This window comes from Campylobacter majalis, from assembly GCF_905120465.1.
Taxonomy (GTDB): domain Bacteria; phylum Campylobacterota; class Campylobacteria; order Campylobacterales; family Campylobacteraceae; genus Campylobacter_A; species Campylobacter_A majalis.
Genome location: NZ_CAJHOF010000013.1, coordinates 23911 through 46266 on the forward strand (window position 1 = coordinate 23911; position 22356 = coordinate 46266).

The 22356-nt window shown below is 34.3% G+C and carries 19 protein-coding genes; 6 read left to right on the forward strand and 13 right to left on the reverse strand.

Translation table 11 applies throughout. The features are described from left to right. Positions 1-10 precede the first annotated feature (10 nt). A complete protein-coding gene (locus LQU93_RS07015) occupies positions 11-553 on the forward strand; it encodes a DJ-1 family glyoxalase III (protein ID WP_229933174.1) in 543 nt (180 codons plus the stop codon). Between the two features lie 6 nt (positions 554-559). Here LQU93_RS07015 and LQU93_RS07020 read toward each other — a convergent pair whose 3' ends face one another. Continuing rightward, positions 560-862, reverse strand: coding sequence for a c-type cytochrome (locus LQU93_RS07020; RefSeq protein WP_229933175.1), 303 nt, complete (start codon positions 860-862; stop codon positions 560-562). A 205-nt stretch (positions 863-1067) separates the two neighbouring features. On the opposite strand from LQU93_RS07020, the gene LQU93_RS07025 reads away from it, so the two are divergent. From LQU93_RS07025 to LQU93_RS07040, 4 genes are all read left to right on the forward strand, one after another. Continuing rightward, complete coding sequence (locus tag LQU93_RS07025; protein WP_229933176.1) at positions 1068-1310, forward strand: RNA recognition motif domain-containing protein; 243 nt, start codon at positions 1068-1070, stop codon at positions 1308-1310. Positions 1311-1339: 29 nt separating this feature from the next. Continuing rightward, on the forward strand, positions 1340-2161 hold the full coding sequence (locus LQU93_RS07030) for a glutamate--tRNA ligase family protein (protein WP_229933177.1): 822 nt from the start codon (positions 1340-1342) through the stop codon (positions 2159-2161). Positions 2162-2265: 104 nt separating this feature from the next. Next, positions 2266-5865 carry a DNA polymerase III subunit alpha gene (dnaE, locus tag LQU93_RS07035; RefSeq protein WP_229933178.1) on the forward strand — a complete coding sequence of 1200 codons (3600 nt, stop codon included), beginning with the start codon at positions 2266-2268 and terminating at the stop codon, positions 5863-5865. Positions 5866-6099: 234 nt separating this feature from the next. Next, positions 6100-6288, forward strand: a complete 189-nt coding sequence (locus tag LQU93_RS07040) for a hypothetical protein (RefSeq protein ID WP_229933179.1) — start codon at positions 6100-6102, stop codon at positions 6286-6288. A gap of 372 nt (positions 6289-6660) precedes the next feature. On the opposite strand, the gene LQU93_RS07045 is transcribed toward LQU93_RS07040, so the two are convergent. The 12 genes from LQU93_RS07045 to LQU93_RS07100 form a co-directional block, all read right to left on the reverse strand. Then, positions 6661-7806, reverse strand: coding sequence for a GGDEF domain-containing protein (locus LQU93_RS07045; RefSeq protein WP_229933180.1), 1146 nt, complete (start codon positions 7804-7806; stop codon positions 6661-6663). A gap of 118 nt (positions 7807-7924) precedes the next feature. Further along, positions 7925-9256, reverse strand: coding sequence for a TolC family protein (locus tag LQU93_RS07050; RefSeq protein ID WP_229933181.1), 1332 nt, complete (start codon positions 9254-9256; stop codon positions 7925-7927). Position 9257: 1 nt separating this feature from the next. Beyond that, positions 9258-11186 (reverse strand): MacB family efflux pump subunit, encoded by a 1929-nt coding sequence (locus tag LQU93_RS07055; RefSeq protein ID WP_229933182.1) that lies wholly within the window; start codon positions 11184-11186, stop codon positions 9258-9260. Then, on the reverse strand, positions 11183-12361 hold the full coding sequence (locus LQU93_RS07060) for an efflux RND transporter periplasmic adaptor subunit (RefSeq protein ID WP_229933183.1): 1179 nt from the start codon (positions 12359-12361) through the stop codon (positions 11183-11185). The genes LQU93_RS07055 and LQU93_RS07060 overlap by 4 nt, the downstream gene beginning before the upstream one ends. Positions 12362-12488: 127 nt before the next feature. Continuing rightward, entirely contained in the window at positions 12489-13127 is a 639-nt protein-coding gene (locus tag LQU93_RS07065) for a LutC/YkgG family protein (RefSeq protein WP_229933184.1), read from the reverse strand. Further along, positions 13120-14547: a LutB/LldF family L-lactate oxidation iron-sulfur protein gene (locus LQU93_RS07070; protein WP_229933185.1), complete on the reverse strand. Its 1428-nt coding sequence runs from the start codon at positions 14545-14547 to the stop codon at positions 13120-13122. Before LQU93_RS07070 ends, LQU93_RS07065 begins: the two co-directional genes overlap by 8 nt. Further along, positions 14544-15284: a (Fe-S)-binding protein gene (locus LQU93_RS07075; RefSeq protein ID WP_229933186.1), complete on the reverse strand. Its 741-nt coding sequence runs from the start codon at positions 15282-15284 to the stop codon at positions 14544-14546. Before LQU93_RS07075 ends, LQU93_RS07070 begins: the two co-directional genes overlap by 4 nt. Before the next feature lie 10 nt (positions 15285-15294). Then, the gene (locus tag LQU93_RS07080) at positions 15295-16956 is read right to left on the reverse strand and encodes an L-lactate permease (protein ID WP_229933187.1); all 1662 of its coding nucleotides are present in this window, start codon (positions 16954-16956) and stop codon (positions 15295-15297) included. 725 nt (positions 16957-17681) lie between these two features. Continuing rightward, a complete protein-coding gene (locus LQU93_RS07085) occupies positions 17682-18542 on the reverse strand; it encodes a DMT family transporter (RefSeq protein WP_229933188.1) in 861 nt (286 codons plus the stop codon). Then, the gene (gene fliP, locus LQU93_RS07090; RefSeq protein WP_418884074.1) at positions 18543-19256 is read right to left on the reverse strand and encodes a flagellar type III secretion system pore protein FliP; all 714 of its coding nucleotides are present in this window, start codon (positions 19254-19256) and stop codon (positions 18543-18545) included. Between the two features lie 20 nt (positions 19257-19276). Beyond that, complete coding sequence (locus LQU93_RS07095; protein ID WP_229933190.1) at positions 19277-20050, reverse strand: flagellar motor protein MotB; 774 nt, start codon at positions 20048-20050, stop codon at positions 19277-19279. Continuing rightward, positions 20050-20814 carry a motility protein A gene (locus tag LQU93_RS07100; RefSeq protein ID WP_229933191.1) on the reverse strand — a complete coding sequence of 255 codons (765 nt, stop codon included), beginning with the start codon at positions 20812-20814 and terminating at the stop codon, positions 20050-20052. The genes LQU93_RS07095 and LQU93_RS07100 overlap by 1 nt, the downstream gene beginning before the upstream one ends. Positions 20815-20935: 121 nt before the next feature. Here LQU93_RS07100 and glmU point away from each other — a divergent pair, with 121 nt between their 5' ends. Continuing rightward, entirely contained in the window at positions 20936-22240 is a 1305-nt protein-coding gene (gene glmU / locus LQU93_RS07105; protein WP_418884073.1) for a bifunctional UDP-N-acetylglucosamine diphosphorylase/glucosamine-1-phosphate N-acetyltransferase GlmU, read from the forward strand. Positions 22241-22356 lie beyond the last annotated feature (116 nt).

Genomic DNA, 22356 nt, shown 5'->3' on the forward strand with positions numbered 1-22356 from the left:
AGGAGATAGCATGAAAAGCGTTGCCATTGTATTAGCTGATGGATTTGAGGAGATAGAAGCCGTTAGCGTGATAGATGTGCTTAGACGTGCTGGTGCAAATGTAAGCATAGTGGGGCTTGATAGTGCATATGTTCGCGGTGCTCATGACATAGTTATAAAGGCAAATTTATTGCTTGATGAGCTAGATGAAAACAAACATGATATGATAGTGTTGCCAGGTGGATTACCAGGCACTACAAATCTAGCTAGTAGCGAAATACTCTTAGAAATTTTAGCTAGATTTGATAAACACAACAAACAAATCGCTGCTATTTGTGCTGCTCCGATGGTATTAGAACGTGCAAAAGTGCTAAAAAATCACTTTGTTTGCTATCCTGGGTTTGAAGCAAATGTTAGAAATTTTGGCTATGATGATAGCAAAAATGTCTTAACAGACCAAAATATAACCACGGCAAAAGGACCGGCTTTCTCAATTGAGTTTGCGTTAAATTTAGTCAAAATTTTGTTTAATGATTCAAAATATAATGAGATAAAAAACGAGCTATTAATCTAAATAGCCTTACTTGTTTTTAAGGCTATTTATATACTCATTTACTAAAAATATCTCATCATCGCTAAGGCTCTTTAGCATATCTCTCATCACAGAACCCATGCCATATTTATTGTTATTTCCTGCTTTGTATCTTTGCATAGCCTTTAGGCGTTTATCACTTGACATATGTATTATTGCACTAGCTTTTGGATGAAATTTCTGCTCTGCTTGCAAACCATGACAGCCTGTGCATTTTTTATATATTTGTTCGCCCGTTTTAGCCTCAATCATACAAGACAACATCAATATAAAGATAGGTATTTTTCTCATTGGTATTCCTTAGTTTAAAAAATATATTATAAAATTTATTATTAAATAAATTATTACAATTTTATCAAAATTTAACAAACTTGTTTAAATTTGTTACAAAAAATAGAAATTAGTTTAATAAAAATTAACTTTTTGCATCAAGTTATTTAATTTTATAGTATTATAAGACTACCGTAAATACGGAATAAGAAAAAGGAAAACACTAGTGAATATCTATGTGGGAAATTTGTCATATCGTATGACTGAGACAGAACTAAAGGATGCATTTTTGCCATTTGGCGAAGTAAAAAGAGCCAAAATCATAAAAGACAAAGAAACAAATCGCTCAAAGGGCTTTGGGTTTGTTGAAATGGATGACGAGGCTGCTTTAAAAGCAATAGAAGAACTAAACAATAAAGAGATAGGTGGTCGCGTTTTAAGAGTTAATGAATCGCGTCCAAAAGAGTAAAATGCCGTCATATGACGGCTCTTCGTAAATTGAATCTAATATCACGTATAGCCCCCACACCAAGTGGGTTTTTACATATCGGAAATGCTTATAATTTTTTGCTTACATACTTGCTAACAAAAGCAAATAATGGCTATTTACATCTAAGAATTGATGATTATGATTTAAGTAGATACCGCGAAAAATATGTGCAAAATATATTTGACGTGATTGAGTTTTTAGGCATCAAGTATGATAGTGGGGCTAAAAATGTAAGCGAGTTTGAGAATAAATTTAGCTTTAAACTAAGACTAAATGAGTATGAAAAAAATCTACAAAATTTAAAAAATACATACTATTGTAGCTGCACTAAAACTACACAAAATGCTTATAAAAACGGCGTTTATCAAGGATTGTGCAAAAATAGAAAATTAAATTTTCAAAAAGACAAAACAGCACTTAGACTAGATACAAAAAGTGAAGTTTTAATGGGAGATTTTGTAATATACAAAAAAGATAAAACACCATCATACAACTACGCTTCAGTTATAGACGATGAAAGACTTGGGGTAAATTTTATCGTTAGAGGAGATGATTTAAAACAATGCTCTCAAGCACAAATTTACATAGCAAAAATGCTTGGATTTAAGTTACAAAACGCAAAAATAATCCATCACAAACTACTACTAAAAGATGGTAAAAAACTAAGCAAAAGTGCTAATGCTCCAGCTATTGATTTTAGTCTTGGTGCTAAGTTTTATTATAAAATTTTAGCCGATGAATTAAAACTAAATCCAAAATCAGCCCAAAACTTAGATTCCTTACTCGATGAGATTATTGATAAAAACTTACACAAACTTCATGAAATTTAAAATCAAATCTAAGGCTTAAAATTTTAAATCTTACAAAATATAAGCCAAAAACTCAAGCATAAAAAAAGCAAAATTTTGCTAAATTTTTACACAAAGGATTAAGGATGAATAATTTCACACACCTGCATCTACATACAGAATACTCTATGCTAGATGGTGCAAACAAAGTAAAAGAATTAGCAAAAACACTAAAAGAGCAAGGCGTAAAAAGTGTCGCAATAACAGATCATGGCAATATGTTTGGGGCGATTGATTTTTATCAAACGATGAAAAAAGAGGGCTTAAAGCCGATAATTGGCATAGAAGCTTACATTCACAACCAAGATGAGCTTGGCGATAAAAGCACAAAACAACGATTTCACTTGATACTTCTAGCTAAAAATGAAGTTGGCTATAAAAATTTAATGTATCTAAGCTCACAAAGCTATATTGAGGGATTTTATTACTACCCACGCATTAACAAAAAAATTTTAAAAGAGCATAGCGAGGGTATAATCTGCACGGCTGCTTGCTTACAAGGCGAAGTTAGTTGGCATTTAAATTTAAGCGAAAGAAATTTAAAATTTGGTGCAAAAGGTTATGACAAAGCCAAAGAGGTGGCACTGGAGTATAAAGAAATTTTTGGAGATGATTTTTACTTAGAGATTATGCGTCACGGCATAGGCGATCAAAGACGCATAGATGATGATATACTTCGCATCGCAAAAGAAACAGGTATAAAAGTAATAGCCACAAATGACACGCACTACACTTTCAAAAATAGAGCCGATGCTCACGAAGTTTTTATGTGTATTGCAATGAATAAAATTCTAGACGATCCAAATCGCTTACGCCATAGCGTGCATGAATTTTATGTAAAAACTCCAGAACAAATGGCTGAGCTTTTTGCCGATATACCAGAAGCGATAACAAACACTCAAGAAATTGCAGACAAATGCGATCTAAACCTAAAACTAGGCAACCCTACTCCGCCAAATTTTAAATTTACTATAGAGTATGCAAAAGAGCGTGGATTAACACTGCCTGAGCCTGAAAACAGATATAGTTTTGCAAACGATGCTGTGCTTTTTGAATACGAGTGTAAAAAAGGCTTACAAGAGAGACTAAAATTTATCCCTGAACAAAGACACCAAGAGTATGAAAAACGATTACAAATCGAAATTGACGTCATAAACAACATGAAATTTCCAGGCTACATGATAATTGTATGGGACTTTATAAATGAGGCCAAAAAACGCGATGTTCCAGTTGGTCCTGGGCGTGGTTCAGCGGCTGGTAGCTTGGTGGCATATGCACTAAAAATCACCGACTTAGATCCGCTGCCTTATAACTTGCTTTTTGAGAGATTTTTAAATCCTGAGCGTGTAAGTATGCCAGATATCGACGTGGATTTTTGTCAATCAAGACGTGCTGAGATCATTGATTATGTCACGCAAAAATATGGCAAATACAACGTAGCTGGGGTCATAACATTTGGTAAATTACTAGCAAAAGGCGTTATTCGTGACGTTGCAAGGGTGTGTAATATGCCATATGCTGAAGCAGATGCCATGGCTAAACTTATCCCGGATGAGCTTGGCATAACGCTAAAAGACGCTTTTGAAAAAGAACCAAAAATCAAAGAATTAATTGAAAAAGATAGAAATGCGGCTAGAGTTTGGAGATTTGCTCTTGATTTAGAAGGTCTAAACCGCAACGCTGGACAACACGCAGCCGGAGTAGTTATATCAAACGAAGAATTATGGCACAAAACGCCACTTTTTAGGCAATCAAATAGCACAGAAGAGCACTTTGTAACTCAATACAGTCTAAAATATTTAGAAGATGTTGATTTGATAAAATTTGACTTTCTTGGGCTAAAAACACTAACCGTTATCGATAACGCCATAAAATTAATCAAAAAAAGATTTAACAAAGACATAATCTGGGAGCAAATCGATAAAAACGACGAAAAAGTCTATAAAATGATACAAAGTGGCGATGCGATTGGGATATTCCAAATAGAAAGTGATGGCATGAGAAAGCTTGGCACTAGACTTATGCCAGATACATTTGAAGATATCGTAGCGATGTTGGCATTGTATCGTCCAGGCCCTATGGAAAGCGGTATGCTTGATGACTTTGTCGATAGAAAGCACGGCAGAGCATCGATCACTTATGCGTTTAAAGAGCTTGAAAGCATACTTGCTCCTACATATGGTGTTATCGTTTATCAAGAACAAGTTATGCAAATAGTGCAAGTAATTGGCGGATTTAGCCTTGGTGGGGCGGATTTGGTGCGTCGTGCCATGGGTAAAAAAGATCCAGAACTGCTACAACAACAAAAAGATTTATTTGTAGCAGGTGCAACTAAAAATGGCTTTGATGCGGCAAAATCAGGCGATTTGTTTGATCTTATCTTAAAATTTGCAGGATATGGATTTAATAAATCACACTCAGCCGCTTATGCGTATATTACATTTCAAACAGCATATTTAAAGGCATATTATCCAGCTGAGTTTATGGCGGCACTTTTAACAAGCGAAGAAAATAATGTCGATAAGATAGCAAAATATATAGACGAGGCAAAACGCTTAAAAATAGACGTTTTAGCCCCTAGCATAAATAGCTCCATGAAAGAATTTAGCGTTGTAAGTATAGATGGCAAAGATAAGATTATATTTGGTCTTGGTGCGGTTAAGGGCGTTGGCTCATCTGCGATAGAAAATATGCTAGAAGTAAGAAATAGTGGAGAATTTAAAAATCTAGATGATTTTGTATCACGCGTAGATGCATTTAAAGTAAATAAAAAAGTAGCAGAAAGCCTTATAAAATCTGGTGCTTTTGATGTATTTAATTATACTCGCAAAAATATGCTAAATAATGTTGAAAGCATAATGGATGCGTGTAAAAATGCTGCACAGATACGAAGAGAAGCTAGTGAAAGTTTATTTGGCAATGATGATAGCATGAGCAATGTTAAGGTTGATTTTGTGCAAAATGACGTTGAGTTTAGCACAAAAGAGTTATTGAAATTTGAGCATGAAAGCATGGGTATTTACGTATCAGGTCATCCTCTTGATGACTATAAAGATGAAATTGCAAAAATAAAATACACATTAAGCTCTGAGTTTGAAACACTTGAAGGAAGTAATGAAATTTTGATTGTCGGAAAGATCGAGGAATTTAGCACACGCATAGCTAAAAGTGGCAAAAAAGTAGGCACTATAAATGTATTGGATCTGCATGGCAACATCGAAATAGCAGTATTTGAGCGAGATTTGGCACAGGTTGAAGACGTATGGTATGATGCAAACAAAAAAGAGCTTCCATATGCATTTAATATAAACGTTACAAAAGATGATCAGTTTGTCAGAACAAAACTAAATGCATTAATCGAGCTTAATCAAGCAGCTGATCTTGAGTTTAAGCCAAAAGCAATCAGACAGTATCAAGACAAATACAAAAATCAAAACGAAACAAAAGAGCCTGCAAGAACGTATGAAAATCTAGAGATAACGCTAAATTTATGCGAGTTAGATCAAGGCAGATTAAAGATGATAAACGAACTAGCCACACAAAATCACGATATCCAAAACAAATATAAACTAATCGTTAAAATCATCAATAAAAATACAAATGAAATGCTTGTATATGAGAGTGGCTACCGCGTAAATGATGAGTTTAAAGCCAAAATAGATCAAGCACTACAACAAGCAAGTTAGTTTGTGCTTTGTTTATAATGGTATTAAACTTAACACTGTCTAAAATGCCAATTAAAGCTCAAAAGCTTCAAGCTTATGGGCTTTAACTTATTTATCCCTAACGCTAACAAGCCACAAATAATAAAAAGCATTTAAATTTCACACCACTTTAAACTAACAAATTTAAACATAAATACAATAAATAATCATTTTATAAGACAAATAAGACCAAAGATACTTTTAAAAAGGTATCTTGTGGGTAGTTTTGGTGCGATTAGTAAAAGCAAGATTTATACTCACTTTCATCTGCTTTGCCAAAATTTAAAAAACAAAAGCAATTTTAAGATCTCAAACCTACTTAGCATAAGCAAAAGTCGTGTAAAAAATCTAAAACTAAACGCACACCTACCTTATAATCCAAAAGATAACAAAAGCAAATCTTAAAATTTTGCTAAGCAGACAAATTTCTACGTTTATTTTAGCTTTAATAATGAAATTTTATATATAAAATGGTTTTTAGCAAAAATTTTCAAAGACAATGAATATAAAATTATAGAAATTTTTCAAGAAAATATAGCTAATTAGAAAAAAGCAAAGAGATTATCTTAAGCTTAAAAGAACTTAAAGATAGGATAAATGAATTTGTGCAAGAAAATAGCGATATCATACAAATGACAACCAAGATAGCTAAAATCATGTTTGAAAAGATACAAAAACTACAAAAATGATAGATAAAATTTTAGATTAACCAAAATGATTTTAAGACTTTATTTAAAATTTATAGCCACAGCTTTAAGCACAACTCACATCAAAAAGCTAATTAAAAGATCTTATCACATACACTTTATTTTTGCCAAGTTTTTTTGCTTCATATACTGCTTTATCAGATGCTTTTAGTAAATCTTCTTTGTTCTTCATGGATTTATTTGTAGTTGCAACACCCAAGCTCGCCGAACCCTCCCAGCCACCTTCGTCAAAACGCACACAAATACCAGCTAAATTCTCATGAATTTTATTTGCCAGCGTGGTAACTCCATTTATATCGGTATTTGGACAAACCACACAAAATTCATCTCCGCCAAGCCTACACACCAAATCATCAGTGCGTATGCTAAAACTTAAAATTTTGGCAAAAGTTTTTAACACCTGATCTCCAGCATCATGCCCATAAGTGTCATTGATGCATTTAAAATTATCTAAGTCTATCATTATGACTGAGAGTGGAGTATTGTATCTTGTGTATTCATCCCAATATCTACTAAGTTCGCTCATAATTTTATGACGGTTTGATAGTCCCGTTAGCTGATCGCTCATGGCTATCGTTTCTAGACGTTTATTCATCTCTTCAAGTTGAGCATTTGCTTCTTTTAACTCCAGAGTTCTCTCTTCAACTTTTTCTTCAAGAGACTTCTTTAGTCCCAAAAGCTCTTCATTATACTTCATTAAGACACTAAAAACACCATTAAACGAACGCACAAGAGTATCTAGTTGCTCGTGATTTACACCATTTATCTCATTAAACGCTTCTTCTGGCGAGCTCCCAGATTCAATAAGTCTAATTTGTGTAATTAAGTTTTTATCTACTCCAAGTATATGAAAAGTAAGCCATTGCACCAAAAAATCGAGTAATTTTTTAGCACTTTCCTTGATATTTTGACGATCTATCATACTGTATTGTTCGGCTATTTCTGTGATAAAGTTTCTGTGGGCTTCGACGTGTTCTGTAACATGGCGTCGATCGACACGTGCTTCTTTCATTATAGTTTCTTCATTTACAAAATGATACTTTGTATATTCAACAAGCTCACTAAAAACTGGATCTATATCCTCAAAAGTAGGTCTTGAATTAGATAGCTTGTTGCCTAAAGAGTTAATAAGCTCAACCAAATATCTATGTTCGGCATCAATCTTTTTAAAGTCGGTTTCAAACTCTTGACCCCAAACAAAAACAGGCTTAAGCATATCTTATCCCTTTTATTTTATTCTAAATTTGACGCATTATAAAAAATTTTAACTTCAAATCAAATAAAAAAATAATAAATAAGTTACATTAATTTTAATATTTAATAAAAATCAAATTTTAATTAAATATTATCTTACCAGCCATTGCTTTATATATCATATTTTCATCAGATAAAATTTTATATTTTTGATTTATTAGCGTTATTTTCGCCTCTATCTCGTTGTTTTTTGCACTTAAATAATCCCTCATCTCTATCTTGCCATACTCTTGTTTTAGCTTATAAATTTCACTTATGTCTTCATAATTATTAATCTGAGTTTTATAGTTTTTATATAAAATTTTATCATTTTTTAACTGCTTATATGCCGTATTTATCTCATTTAATGCAGATGTTAAAGTTTTTTCATACTCTAGTTTCATGCTCTCAAACACAACTTCGCTTATGATTAAATTTTGTTTTAAACGCTTATAATTTAAAAAAGGCAAGTTTATACTAACATTGCCACCAAGTATATTAAAACCAAAGCTTTTATTAAATTTATCATCGCTATCACTCAAACTAGCACCCAAACTTATGCTGGGGTAAAAACTCTTTTTGCTTACTTTTACATCAAGAAGTGCCGAATTTATCCTATCAATCGCCGCATTTAAATCCGGACGATTTGATATGGCATATATAGGCACATCCAAATTTACACCAATTAACTCAACATCAAGACCATCTTTAAACTCAAACTCATAATCTGGTCGCAAGTTTAATAAATTTCTTAACGTCTGTTTGGCATTATCAAGGCTTATATTTGCATTTATTATACGATTTTGTATGTTTAAAATTTGGCTTTTTATCTGTTTTGGGCTTATTGCTTCATCTTTACCATTTTTTACTTTAATGTTTGAAATTTCAAGCAAATCGTTATAGTTTTTTAAATTTTGTGTATAAAGTTTTAGGCTCTCGTTTAAATATAGTATATGAAAATAGCTATCAATAACGCCATTTATCACACTTAGCTCAAGTGCTTTTTTATCCCATTTATTCGCACTTGCTTCAAATTTTAAAGCCTCGGTTTCATTTGCCAACTTGCCCCATATATCAAGTTCATAATTTAAAGTAAAATTGTTTGAGTATCTACTTGCAAAACTATCATTTATGCTTAAATTTCTGCTCGTATTAGCACCAAAACTAGCTCCTAGCGTTGGCTGCTGTGCTGCCTCACTTACACCAACTCTTGCTAATGCCTTGCGTATATTTAAAATCGCTTTTGCAATATCAATATTTTCACGCAAAGCTTTGTCTATAAGCTCATTTAATACAGGCTCATTATATCCCAACCACCATTTTTCATCGATTTTAACTTGCTCAGTTTGATTTATATCAAGCACGATAAGATCCCTATTTTTTACAGCACACCCCGATAATAAAATCAAAAATACAATACTTAAAATTCTCATCCTACTCCCTTGAAAGTGCTTCTATCGGATTTAGCTTTGATGCATTTCGTGCTGGCATATAACCAAAAACAATTCCTATTAGCATCGATGTTGTTATAGCTACAAATATAGATGTATTTGAAAAAATCATCCTAAATCCGTCTATAAAATTATTAAACACATATCCAACAACAAATGACAAGCCTATCCCAGCCAAGCCACCAATCAAACAAAGCAAAACCGCCTCAATCAAAAACTGCTGCAATATATTTGACGCTCTAGCCCCTATAGCCATTTTTATACCTATCTCTTTCGTTCGCTCAGTAACCGAAACTAGCATGATATTCATAACTCCTATACCACCAACTATCAATGAAATAACAGCAATTGATGAAATCAATAATCGCATAGTAGAAATAGTCTCTTCAACAGTTTTTTTAATACTGTCTGAATTTCGTGTAAAAAAATCCTTCTTTCCATGTTTTGCGCTAAGTAGTTCAGTTAGGCTTTTTTCAGCAACTTGTGCATTTATCTCATCGCTTACTTTTACTGTGATTGAGTTTATATTTTTATCGCCAGAGACTTTGTTTATCGCGGTTGAATAGGGCGTATAGATGCGAAGCACACTATTATCCCCAAAGGCATTATCGCTATGTGCTATAACCCCAATTATAACAAATGGTTTTTTGTTAAACAACAAAATTTCGCCAATTGGGTTAATGCCCTTAAAAACACTTATTTTGGTGTTTTGATCTATCACAACAACATTGGCCGACTCATCTAGCTCATCTTCATTAAACATGCGTCCAGCTTCAATTTTCATACCATTTACAGCCAAAGTATTAATACCGCCTCCTCTAAGCGTAGCCGAAACCGAGATATTTTGATAAGTAAGTGTTCCAGTTGTTGATGTATTTGGCGTAACTGAGTCTAAAAAGCTCTGTTGCTCTAGCATTTTTGCATCGCCTATACTTAAGCTTTTTACCTGATTTGCTCTCATGTCGCCAAATCCTTTGCCGGGGAAAATATCTATCGTATTTGTGCCAATTTTACGAATACCAGCTAAAATTTGCTCTTGTGAGCCTTGCCCTAAAGCCACAACGCTAACAACTGCCGTAATACCAATTATAATACCAAGCATCGTTAAAATAGAGCGAAGCTTATGTGCTAGTATCGCCAAAACCGACATGTTAAAATTTTCAATAAATTGATCTTTGTAATATGTAAATTTTGATTTTTGCGATAGTTTTTTGCTCGTTTTTTGATAAATTTCATCATTTTTTATAGTGTCACTAAGTATGTTGCCATCTTTTATCTCAATCACCCTATTTGCGTGTGCGGCAATATTTGGATCGTGTGTGACTATGATTATGGTGTGTCCTTGTTTGTGCAAATCCTTTAATATCTGCATAACAATCTCGCCACTTTTACTATCAAGTGCTCCAGTTGGCTCATCAGCTAGTATAATCTCTCCGCCATTTATAAGCGCTCTAGCGATACTAACACGCTGCTGTTGTCCGCCACTTAGTTTGTTTGGATAGCTATGTATTTTATCGCCAAGTCCAAGAGTGCTTAAAATTTCAATAGCCCTATCCTCTCTATCGTGCTTACTAACACCAGCATAGATACTAGGAAGTGCAACGTTAGCAAGTGCGTTCATAGTAGCCATTAGATTATAACGCTGAAAAATAAAGCCAAATTTCTCACGCCTTAATTTAGCAAGCTCATCAGAACCAAGCCGTGAGATATCTAAAGCATCAAGCAAATACTCTCCACTACTTGGGCTATCTAGGCAACCAAGTATATTCATTAAAGTCGATTTTCCAGATCCAGACTGACCGATGACGGCTATAAACTCGCCTTTTTTTATGCTTAAATTTATACCATGCAATACCTGCGTATCGTTATCGCCTATCTTAAAAGATTTAGTTATATTTTTTAACTCTATCACATCGGACCTCTACGTTCGCTTTTAACCATTTTAGCTATCTCGTCACTGCTAACTTGCGAAGTTATGACATTTTCTCCCTCGCTCACGCCTTGCAATACCTGCGTGTTTAATCCATCGCTTATGCCTATTTTTATATCGCGTCTTGATACGCTTTTATCATCGTTTAAAACGCTTACATATGAGTTTTTACCATCCCTTTTTATAGCTATTGTTGGGATGATAATAGCATCTGTTGCTTCGGCTACAAATAAAGAATTTTGCGTAGTCATACCAATACGTAAAATTCCATCATGATTATCAACCAAACTCTGTGCGTAATAATACACTGCCGATGAAGTAGATGAGCCTGTGCTTGAGGTGCTTGATGAAGCGTATTTGCCATCACTTAGCGTAGTTAGTCCAGGGTCTATTGAAGTGATTTTTGCTTGGAATTTAATATCTGGTTCTGATAAAATTGAATATTCAACTTTAGTTCCTATACCTATTTTAGTTATATCGCCTTCTGCAATTTGCATTTTTAAATTTACCTTTGATAAATCAGCTATATAAACAATTGTTGGTGTAGTTTGATTGGCATTTACAGTTTGTCCTTCTTCAACCAATACCGAAACCACCACGCCATCACGAGGTGCAACTATCTTAGTGTAGTCTAAATCTATCTCAGCCGTATTTAGTGAAATTTTAGCCTGGTTTATGCTTGATTGTAGCTCTTTAATCCGTGCTTTTGTGCTTGCATAAGCATTTTTTGCACCCTCATACTCCTGTTTTGATGTCGCATCTTTGCCAAATAGTATCTTTTCACGCTCGTATTGAGTTTTTGCTATATCATAAGCCACTTTTGCACTATTTAATTGTGCCTCGTAGATTAAAAGCTGAGCCTTGCGATTATCTACTGCGTTTTTTTGAGTTTTATCATCTATTTTAGCTATCATGTCGCCTTGTTTTACACTATCGCCTAATTTTACATACAGCTTTTGTATCTGTCCGCTTACCTGGGCACCTACGTTTACTAGCTCAGTAGCATATATTTCGCCAGTAGCTTCGACTTTTTTAACCAAAGTTCCTTTATAAGCTTTTTTGGTTATATACTCAGTCGCAACGCTCTTTTTTGCAAAATTTTGATAAACAAAAAATCCAGCCACAACAGCAATCAAAACAAACAAAATCTTTTTCATAAAGCTCCATTTTATATTTTTATGTATTTTAATTTAAAATTTTAAATATTTTTGTATTTGCAGATATTATTTTAGGAAATTTTTAATGAATAATAAGTGAATTTTGGCAGATTACTCTGCCAAAATTTTAGTATGTAACTACGTAAGCTATCTGTGATCCATGCACACCAAGCACTGGCACTAGCTCGATATCAGCCGTACGCGAAGGACCTGAGATAAACACTACGTTTGTAGGTAATTTGCCACCTTCGGCCTCTTTTATCGTGTTTAACGCTACGCTTAAGCTTTTTACAATACACTCTTTATTTACTAGCATTATGCAAACTTTTGGAGTTAAGCTTAAAAGTCTAGGTTGCTCTTTTGATGAAGCTATACAACAAACACCATGAGAACTTACAGCGTGACGAACATTTACAACTGATACATCATAATCAAAGATGTTTGACTTAAATCCGTCAATTGGCTTGTCAAATTTAAACTTACCAGCTATATCAAGATTATCTACACTTACTGGAAGACCTTCAGGATATATTAAGCTACTTACACCCTCTTTTTTGAAAATTTCGTTTATGTCTTTAGCTAAATTTTCAAGACTACTCTCAACAACAAAAGCTTTATTTTCAGCTGCACGAGTTATAAACTCCTTATACATGTTTTCATCGTTTTTTATATGAACAACTGCATCTGGAGTCTTTTGTCCATCAGCCTTAGCTATTCTCTGACCTTTTACTCTTATATCTCTTAAAATATCTTCTCTACTACCCATAGATCACCCCCGGCATTTTCTTAACATTTTCATATGTATTAAAATCAATCTGATCTAAATCTTTAAATTCAAACCAGTTTTTCAACACAGGAATTCTCTTGCCTTGGCTTTGAATTATGCCATTAAAGTATCTTGCATTGCTCATACCAAGCTTCCAAAGTCCGCCATGTGTAGAGATGTAAGTAAATCCAAAGAATATCATTTTCTCAATCACATTCTTCTCAAGTTTCTCTGTGCCATGTGGTGGATTTTTACCTTGACCTATCTTATCACGTCTTAGCTGCCTAATCATCTCTGCTAATGGAATTTTAACAGGGCAAACTTCACTACAGCGTCCACATAAAGAACATAGTGTTACAACGTCGCCATTTTTATCCATGCCAAAAATTTGTGGGCTTATAACAGCTCCAATTGGTCCTGGATATACTGCTTGATAGCTGTGTCCGCCTATCTTGTCATAAACAGGGCAGAAATTCATACAAGCACCGCAACGAATACATCTTAATGCACCATAATAATCCTCATGTGCCAAGATATCTGTTCTGTGATTATCTAGCAAGATAATATGGCACTCTGTTGGACCATCTAAATCACCCTCACGTCTAGGTCCGCAAACTATATTGTTGTAGTTTGTTATAAACTGACCTGTTGCAGATGGCACTAGTAATGTAGCCGAAGCCGCTGCGTCTTCAAATGTCTCAACAACCTTTTCTATACCACATATACTAACTAAAACGTCAGTTATAGTGGTACACATTCTACCATTTCCCTCATTTTCAGCAAGCCAAACAGCCCCCTCGCTTGAAAGTGCAAAGTTTGCACCGCATAGTCCCATTTGTGCGGTTTTAAACTCGCCTCTCATATGTTCTCTTGCTATAGCATTTAGTTTCTCAGGCTCATGCTCTTTTGGAGCACCTGGTATTTTTTCATGGAAAAGTTCGCCAATTTCGTAGCGATTTTTATGAATAGCTGGAACAACGATATGTACCGGCGGTTCGTGTGCTAACTGAATAATTACTTCGCCAAGGTCTGTTTCTAAAGCCACTAGCCCTTTATCTTCTAGATAATGATTTAGATGAATTTCTTCACTAGCCATTGATTTTTGTTTTAAAATTTTGCCAATGTTTTTCTCTTTCATCAAATTATACACGATTTCACAGGCTTCTTTGCTATTTCTAGCCCAATGCACCTTCCAACCATTAGCTGTAGCATTTTTTTCAAACTCTTCAAGTCTATCAGCTAGTGTATTTAAAGCATTGTCTTTAGCTTTTTTAGCCTTGTCTCTTAGACCTTGCCAATCTTCAAATTTATTGGCCAATAAATTCTTTCTGTTTGTCTGCAATGTGTGCATTGCGTTAAATAAGTTGTTTCTTAATTGCTGATCCTGAAGTTTTTCACGGACTATTTTTTCATGATTCATAGCCTTTCTCCTTCAATTCTTTTTAGTATAAAGTCATACAAATGCATACTTTGTGTTTTTGCATTTTGTCTTTTTAGTGTTCCGCTTATGTTTAGCAGACATCCACCATCACCTGATACTACGTATTTTGCACCAGCATTTTCTATGTCTTTTATCTTTTCAATCGCCATTGCGTTTGAAATGTCAGGCTCTTTTACGGCAAACGTACCACCAAATCCGCAGCACTCTTCTTCGTATTTTAAATCAACCAACTCAACATTTTTAAGTTGTGCCAATAAATTTTTAGAGCTTTGTATTGTATGAGATACGCGTAGTGCGTGACAGTTTGTGTGCCATGTGATTTTAATCGGCTCACCCTTATCCTCATATTTTACGCCCAAGTGTTTATCTAAAAACACACCAAGCTCAATTATTCTAGAGCTAAATTCTTTCATAAATGCTTCATTTTTGTCGCCATGAAACAACTCACCATAATCTTCAACCATCATACCAGCACAAGAACCACTTGGCACGATTATAGGATAGTTTTCGCTAAATTGCTTTGCGTTATATAAAGCTATTTTCTTAGTTTCTTCGAAATAACCTGTATTATAGCTAGGCTGACCACAACAGGTTTGTTTCTCTCTATAAATAACCTCAATGCCCTCACGCTGAAGTAGCTTAATGGCACTTATAACAGTTCTGCCCATTACAGCAGAACCTAAACAAGTAGCGAAAAAATAAACTTTTTTACTCATTTTTTCTCCTTTAAAGTAATATCACTCCGATGCAAACTGCCAATAAAACATAGAATATACAAGGTGCTATGTTGTAAGTAAGCAATCTGCCTTCACCTTTGCCTAATAATCCAACAGTCGCACAAACTGCAACGATGTTGTTTATACATACCATATTACCTATCGCACCGCCAACATTTTGAAGTGCAACGATAACTTCTGTCTTAAGTCCTACTAGCACAGCCGTTTCATATTGAAGACCTGAGAATAGGAAATTTGAAACCGTATTTGACCCAGAGAAGAATGAACCAAGAACACCAACCAATGGAGCCACGGCTACATATCCTTGTCCTGAGATATCTGCAAAAAACTTAGCCATTAATTGAAGCATTGTATAATTTTTCTCAGCACCAACTACACCAACGTTTAACATAAGTTGAACTAACGCCAAACCAGCTGCTAATGGAATAGCCGCCTTTGAAACCTGTGCAAATGTCACAGACCAGCTAGCTTTAACATCCTTGGCACTCATTTTATGCAAGAATATCGTAATAATAGCAACCAAGATAAAAGGTATAATGCCTGGCAAATAGCCATAGCTAAAACTATAAGCTGTATTTGCTACACCAAATATAGGATCAAAGCTTAATTTCCAACTCTGAAGTATCGGCTTAAGTCCGATAGCCGGAATACGTGTAACAACCAAAATAAGAGAAATAAGCACATATGGCAACCAAGCCGTAAATAAAGACATGCTCTTGCTTTGAGTATCTTCTTTTTTCTCTGCACTTTCGCTAGCTTGAGTTGAGCCTATCCAAAACTCAGGCCATTCAGGGCGTGGAGCAAATTCCCAATTGTCTTTTGGAGTTAAGAATTTCGCTTTTGCTGCGGCAACAAGAATACCAAGAGATATAAGACCACCAATAAGTGCAGGTAACTCAATACCAGTAAATTTAGCCGCCAAATAGTAAGGAACTATAAAACTAACTGACGCAAGTAAAGCAAATGGTAATGCTCCAAACGCATCGCCAAAGCTTCTATTTTTACCAAATAGCTTTGTCATCATCATAACAACTAAGAATGGTATAAATATCGCACCAACTGAGTGGATGATGGCAGTATATGAGCTAACCGTTGTCATATATGCGTCTAAATTTCCGCCATCTGCGGCAACTAGTTTTTCAACTGTCTGCTGAACACCAAACGTAGGCGTACCAACCGCACCATAGCTAACTGGAGAGCTATTGAGCAATAAAGTTGCAAGAGCTGCACCAAGAGCAGGAAAGCCTAAACCCACAAGCAATGGAGCTGCCAAAGCCGCAGGTGTTCCAAAACCAGCCGCACCCTCAATAAACGCACCAAAAGCCCAACCTATAATTAAAACCTGAACCCTACGGTCGGTTGAAATTTTGTTAAAGCCATTGTTAATAGCTGTCATAGCCCCTGAATACTTCATGGTATTTAATATCAAAATGGCACCAAAAATGATAACCAAGATATCAAACGCCTTTAAAAATCCATAAAGGACATACGCAGAAACGTTCGTGGCACCCGCATTTGAATCAAATGCAGTCAACGATATAATGACGGCCAAAACAGCAGCAGTACTAAGCGAAACTTTAGAACTAAGCTTAAAACCAATCATCATAACCAAAATGACGATAATAGGCAAAAATGCCAACATGGTATGCATGTGTTTCTCCTTCTTATAAAGATCGTTCGTTTCATTTAAAAACTTAAGTAAGTTTAAGTTTAGGCTTAAAACTTATCTTACATAAACTTTCAGTTGTAAATCTATTAAAAAAAGTATTTTATCTTTTTGAAATTAAAAAATTAATTTATTTTTATAAATTAATTTTAAGTATATTATTTTACCTATTTGAGTTGATAAAGCCTATTTTTAGGGATTTTAAAAGATTTTGAATATCAAAAAAGATAAATTTGCTATAAACACAAATGTAACTATTTGTAACATATAAAAATAGTTTAAGAATTTATATTACAGCTTGTAGTAGCTTAATTTCAATATTTAAATTGTCGTTTAATATAAAGACAAAATTTTATATGTTTTAAGGCAATATAGGTTCTTTTTTGTGCTTACATTACTAATAAGCTCTAGTATACTTAAGTATAAATATTAGAAATTTAAAATTTTGTTTATGGTTTGTTTATAAAATCCATATTGTTATTAAATAATTAAATATTAATAATAAAATATATATTTTAATAAAATAAAACTTTTCTATAAATGTTTGCCATTACATGATAATCCAAAAGCAAACAAAATTTTAATTACTTTAAAAGTGTAGATAATTTAAGCAATATCTAATGAATGCATATTCAAATATTTATTTTAAATTTATATAAAAATATGGTAATTTAAATTTTATCAATGCAAAAATGTAACTTAAAGTAACACTATTGTTTATTATAAAATCTCATTATTTTTACATGTATTATTAAAGATAAAATTATAAATATACTTCCTAAGAATAGTTTAATAAATTCAATATCTTTTTGCCATATTATCAAATTTACAATTATGGCTACTGGAATAAGAGCATTATTCATAATAGCAAGCACTCCACTATCTACGCTAACTCCCCCTTTGTTCCACATAAAATATCCAATCCCACTAGCAACTACGCCAAGCCACAACAAAATCAAACCTTGAGTAAAATCAACTGAAATTTTGGCAAAATCTCCAAACGTCAAAAATGCAAAAAGAGTCACAAAAAACGCACCAAAATGAAAATATCCAAACACTTCACTCTGGTTTTTTAAATCATGTTTTTCAATGAGCACCTTATAGGCACTTTGCCCCACGCCAAAGCACAAATTTGCACCCTGAACTAACAAAAATCCAATCACAAAGTCACTGCTAATATCGTTATATCTAATAACAAATGCACCAAATACTGCAATACCAACGCTTATTAGATATAACGCCCTAAACCTTTTTAAACAAATATCATAAACAAAAGTCACATAAAATGGCGTAAAAATAGTAAAAAGAGCAATCTCTGCAACACTAAGATATAAAAAAGAGTTATAATAAAAAAGATACATTATGCCAATTTGCACTGCACCAATTGCCATTAGTGAAATTTGTAAATCAAATCTGATATTGCGAAATTTAGTAAATGGTAAAAATACCAAACTAGCCAATGCAACACGCACAAATACAGCAAAATAACTATCAATTCGCCCAGCTAAAAACTCACCAATCAGACTAAAACTAAAAGCCCAAACAATAGTAACTATTATTAAATATTTCATTTATACAAAGCTTTTAATTAAATTACCAACTAACAAATTCCAACCATCGACCAATACAAAAATCAAAAGCTTAAAAGGAAGCGAGATCATAACAGGTGGCAACATCATCATACCCATAGCCATAAGTACAGAGCTAACCACCATATCAATTACCAAAAATGGCAAATAGAGCAAAAATGATATTTCAAAAGCCGTCTTAAGCTCACTAATCATAAAAGCTGACATTGCAATACTAAGCGAAATTTCATCAATATTTGCTGGATTTGGCAACTCTCTTATGCGATAAAACAGCGCCAAATCCTTCTCTCTTGTGTTTGCAATCATAAATTCTTTAAATGGCTTTACGCCTCGCACAAAAGCCTCTTCATAACCAATTTGCTCACTTAAATATGGTCTAATGCCTTCATCATAGCTCTTTTTTGCCACTGGCTCCATAATAAAAAATGTAAGCACCATTGCAAGCGATATCAAGAGCATGGCTGGTGGCATCTGCTGCGTTCCCATGGCTTGACGCAAAAATGAGAAAACTATAATCAAGCGCAAAAAACTAGTTGCCATAAATATAAGCCCTGGCGCTAAAGTAAGTATTGTTAGCACAATTAAAACATTTAGCGATGTAACTAATTGCGATGGAGTATCTGGAGCCGACAAGCTTAAATTTATAGTAGGGACTTGCACGATATCTTCGGCATTTAATACGCCTAAAAATACCATTATAACAACAAGATATCTAATCATTTATCAAGCACACTTTTTTGCGTAGCTTCTTTTTTCTCTTTATCAAGTGAGACAAATCTAATCTCAACACGATTATTTAAGGCTTTATTACTAGTGCTTGTATTTGGTGCAACAGGCTCATACGAAGCACGTCCAGAAGCAACTAGACGCTTTGGATCCACCCCGTCTTTTAATAGTTCATTTACTACAGATATCGCTCTAGCAGTAGATAAATTCCAATTATCTTTATATAAAGAATTAATATCTGGCGCAGAATCATCAGTATGACCCACAACCGCCACATCTACATCTGGTGGCAACTTTGCAGCTATCATTGATATGCGCTTTAAAAATAATTTTGCATCATCGTTTTGTATCTCTGCTCTACCCTGAGCAAAAAGCAAACTAGCTGGAAGCCTGACAATAAAACCGTCTTCTGTATCTCGCATAGTAATCTCCGGCGAACCAGCCACATTTAGTAGTTCATTTATGGCTTTGACTGCTTGAGAGGCATCCTTGTGTTGAGATTTTGCCTCCAAACGCTCCTTTTTTACTTGAGATTCCAGCTCCGTCTCTTGCTCTCTTTGCACCTCTGGTCTAGCACCACCATCTAACACAGATAATGCTCCTGCTAATGATCCAACGGCGTATTCTAGTTTCTTGGCATCCATTGTTGACATAGACAATAGCAAAACAAAAAAGCAAAGCAGTAGCGACATCAAATCGCCAAACGCCGCAAGCCATCCAGGCATACATTTAGGGCACTCTTCAGGTTTTATTAACTTTGCCATTATTCAAACTGACTTTTTCTATCTTTTGGTGGCAAATACGATAGCAACTTACTCTCTAATGTCCTTGGGTTATCGCCTGATTGTATCGCCATAATGCCTTCTAATACAACTTGTTTTTCAAGTATTTCATCTTCGTTTCTTATGCTTAAAATATTTGCAACTGGACCACCAAGTATATTACCTATCATTGCACCATACAATGTAGTAAGCAACGCAACCGCCATAGCAGGACCGATTGCTGAAGGATCAGCCATATTTAAAAGCATCGCAACAAGTCCGATTAATGTTCCTATCATTCCCATGGCACCAGAAAAACCTCCAACCTGATCGAAAATTTTAATATTTGCACCATGTCTTGCACTAGTTTGATCCATTTCTATTTCTAAAAGAGCTCTTATAGCATCGGGTTCATTGCCATCAACTGCCATTGATAAGCCTTTTTTTAAAAATAAATTTACTTCATTATTTACATCGTTTTCTAGTGCTAAAATTCCATCTCGCCTAGCCTTTGTTGAATATTCAACAATTTTTTTAACAGTTTCTTGTAGATTAATTTGCTGTGGTTTTACCGCCACACCCATGAAGGTAAATAATTTTTTTAGTTGCTCCATTTTAAAGCCAACCATCAAACAGCCAATCGTTCCGCCAAAAACAATCATTACCGAAGGTATATCTATATAAGGTCCTATACCAACGCCTATTGCCATAGCACCAAAAAGCAATACCATTATCAACACCCAACCGACGACGGTTCCTAAGTCCATATTTATCTCGCTTTAAAATTTTGATTAAACTACCTATTTTATTAATATTTAGTTAAAATTTGGATAAATTCAAGCAAATTTTTGATATTATTTGAGATTAAAATCAACACTAAGGTAAAATGTGAGCGAAATTTCAGTCATAATTCTAGCAGCCGGTCTAGGCACCAGAATGAAATCAAACAAACCAAAAGTCATGCATAAAATAAGTGGCATAAGTATGCTAGAACACGCCTTATATAGAGCATATGAGCTAACAAGCAATGTAAGTGTAGTGCTTTATCATCAAAAAGACTTAATAATGGACGAGATTAAAGCAAAATTTCCAAACTTAAAATTTTACATACAAGATTTAGTAAATTTCCCTGGCACGGCTGGAGCACTAAAAGGCATAAATTTTAATAGCAAAAAAGTATTAATAACATGTGGAGATATGCCATTAATCACGGCTGATGAGCTTAAAGCACTGTCTGGCAAAGATGGCGATGTTGTCATGAGTAGCTTTATCACCGATGAGCCATTTGGCTATGGCAGAGTAATACAAAAAGATGATCTTGTAGTGGGTATAGTTGAAGAAAAAGATGCCACACAAGAGCAAAAAGCAATAAAACGTGTAAATGCTGGATGTTATTGCTTTAAAACAGAAATTTTAGAGAAAATTTTGCCACTAATTGATAACAGAAATGCTCAAAACGAATATTATCTAACAGACGCCATTAAAATCGCAAACGAAATGGGGCTAAAATGCGTTAGTGTCGATGTTAATGAGCAAAATTTCATGGGTGTAAATGATAAATTTCAACTTAGCGAAGCTGAAAAAATAATGCAAAATCGCATAAAAACACAGCTAATGAAACAAGGCGTCACAATGCATCTGCCTGAAACAATTTTCATCGATGTAAGGGCAAAATTTCAAGGTGAATGCGAGATAGAGTCAAACGTTTGCATACATGGTGAATGTGAAATTACAAATAGCATAATAAAATCATCAAGTGTAATTCAAGCCAGCAAAATCACTAACTCAGACATCGGTCCAATGGCTCATATTCGTCCAGATTCTATCATTAATCAAACTCATATTGGAAATTTTGTCGAGATTAAAAAAGGCATACTAGATGGGGTTAAGGCTGGACATTTAAGCTATCTTGGGGATTGCGAGATAGCTAAAGGCACAAATGTTGGCTGTGGCACTATAACATGTAACTACGACGGGACAAAAAAACATAAAACAATCATAGGCAAAAATGTCTTTATTGGCTCAGATACTCAGCTTATAGCACCTGTAAATATTGCCGATGACGTCTTAATTGCAGCCGGAAGCACAATCACAAATGACGTTGCAAGTGGTGCTTTAGCCATGTCGCGAGTAAAGCAACAAAACAAACCTGGTCTTTTTTATAAATATTTTACAAAAACAAAGAGTGAGTAAAATCGCATATGTTAATGTATTTAAGCACAAAAAATATAGCCAAAACCACCAAGTTATATAAATTTTACAAAGCATACTTACAAATAACCAAAATTACAAAATTTATTTTAAATTTC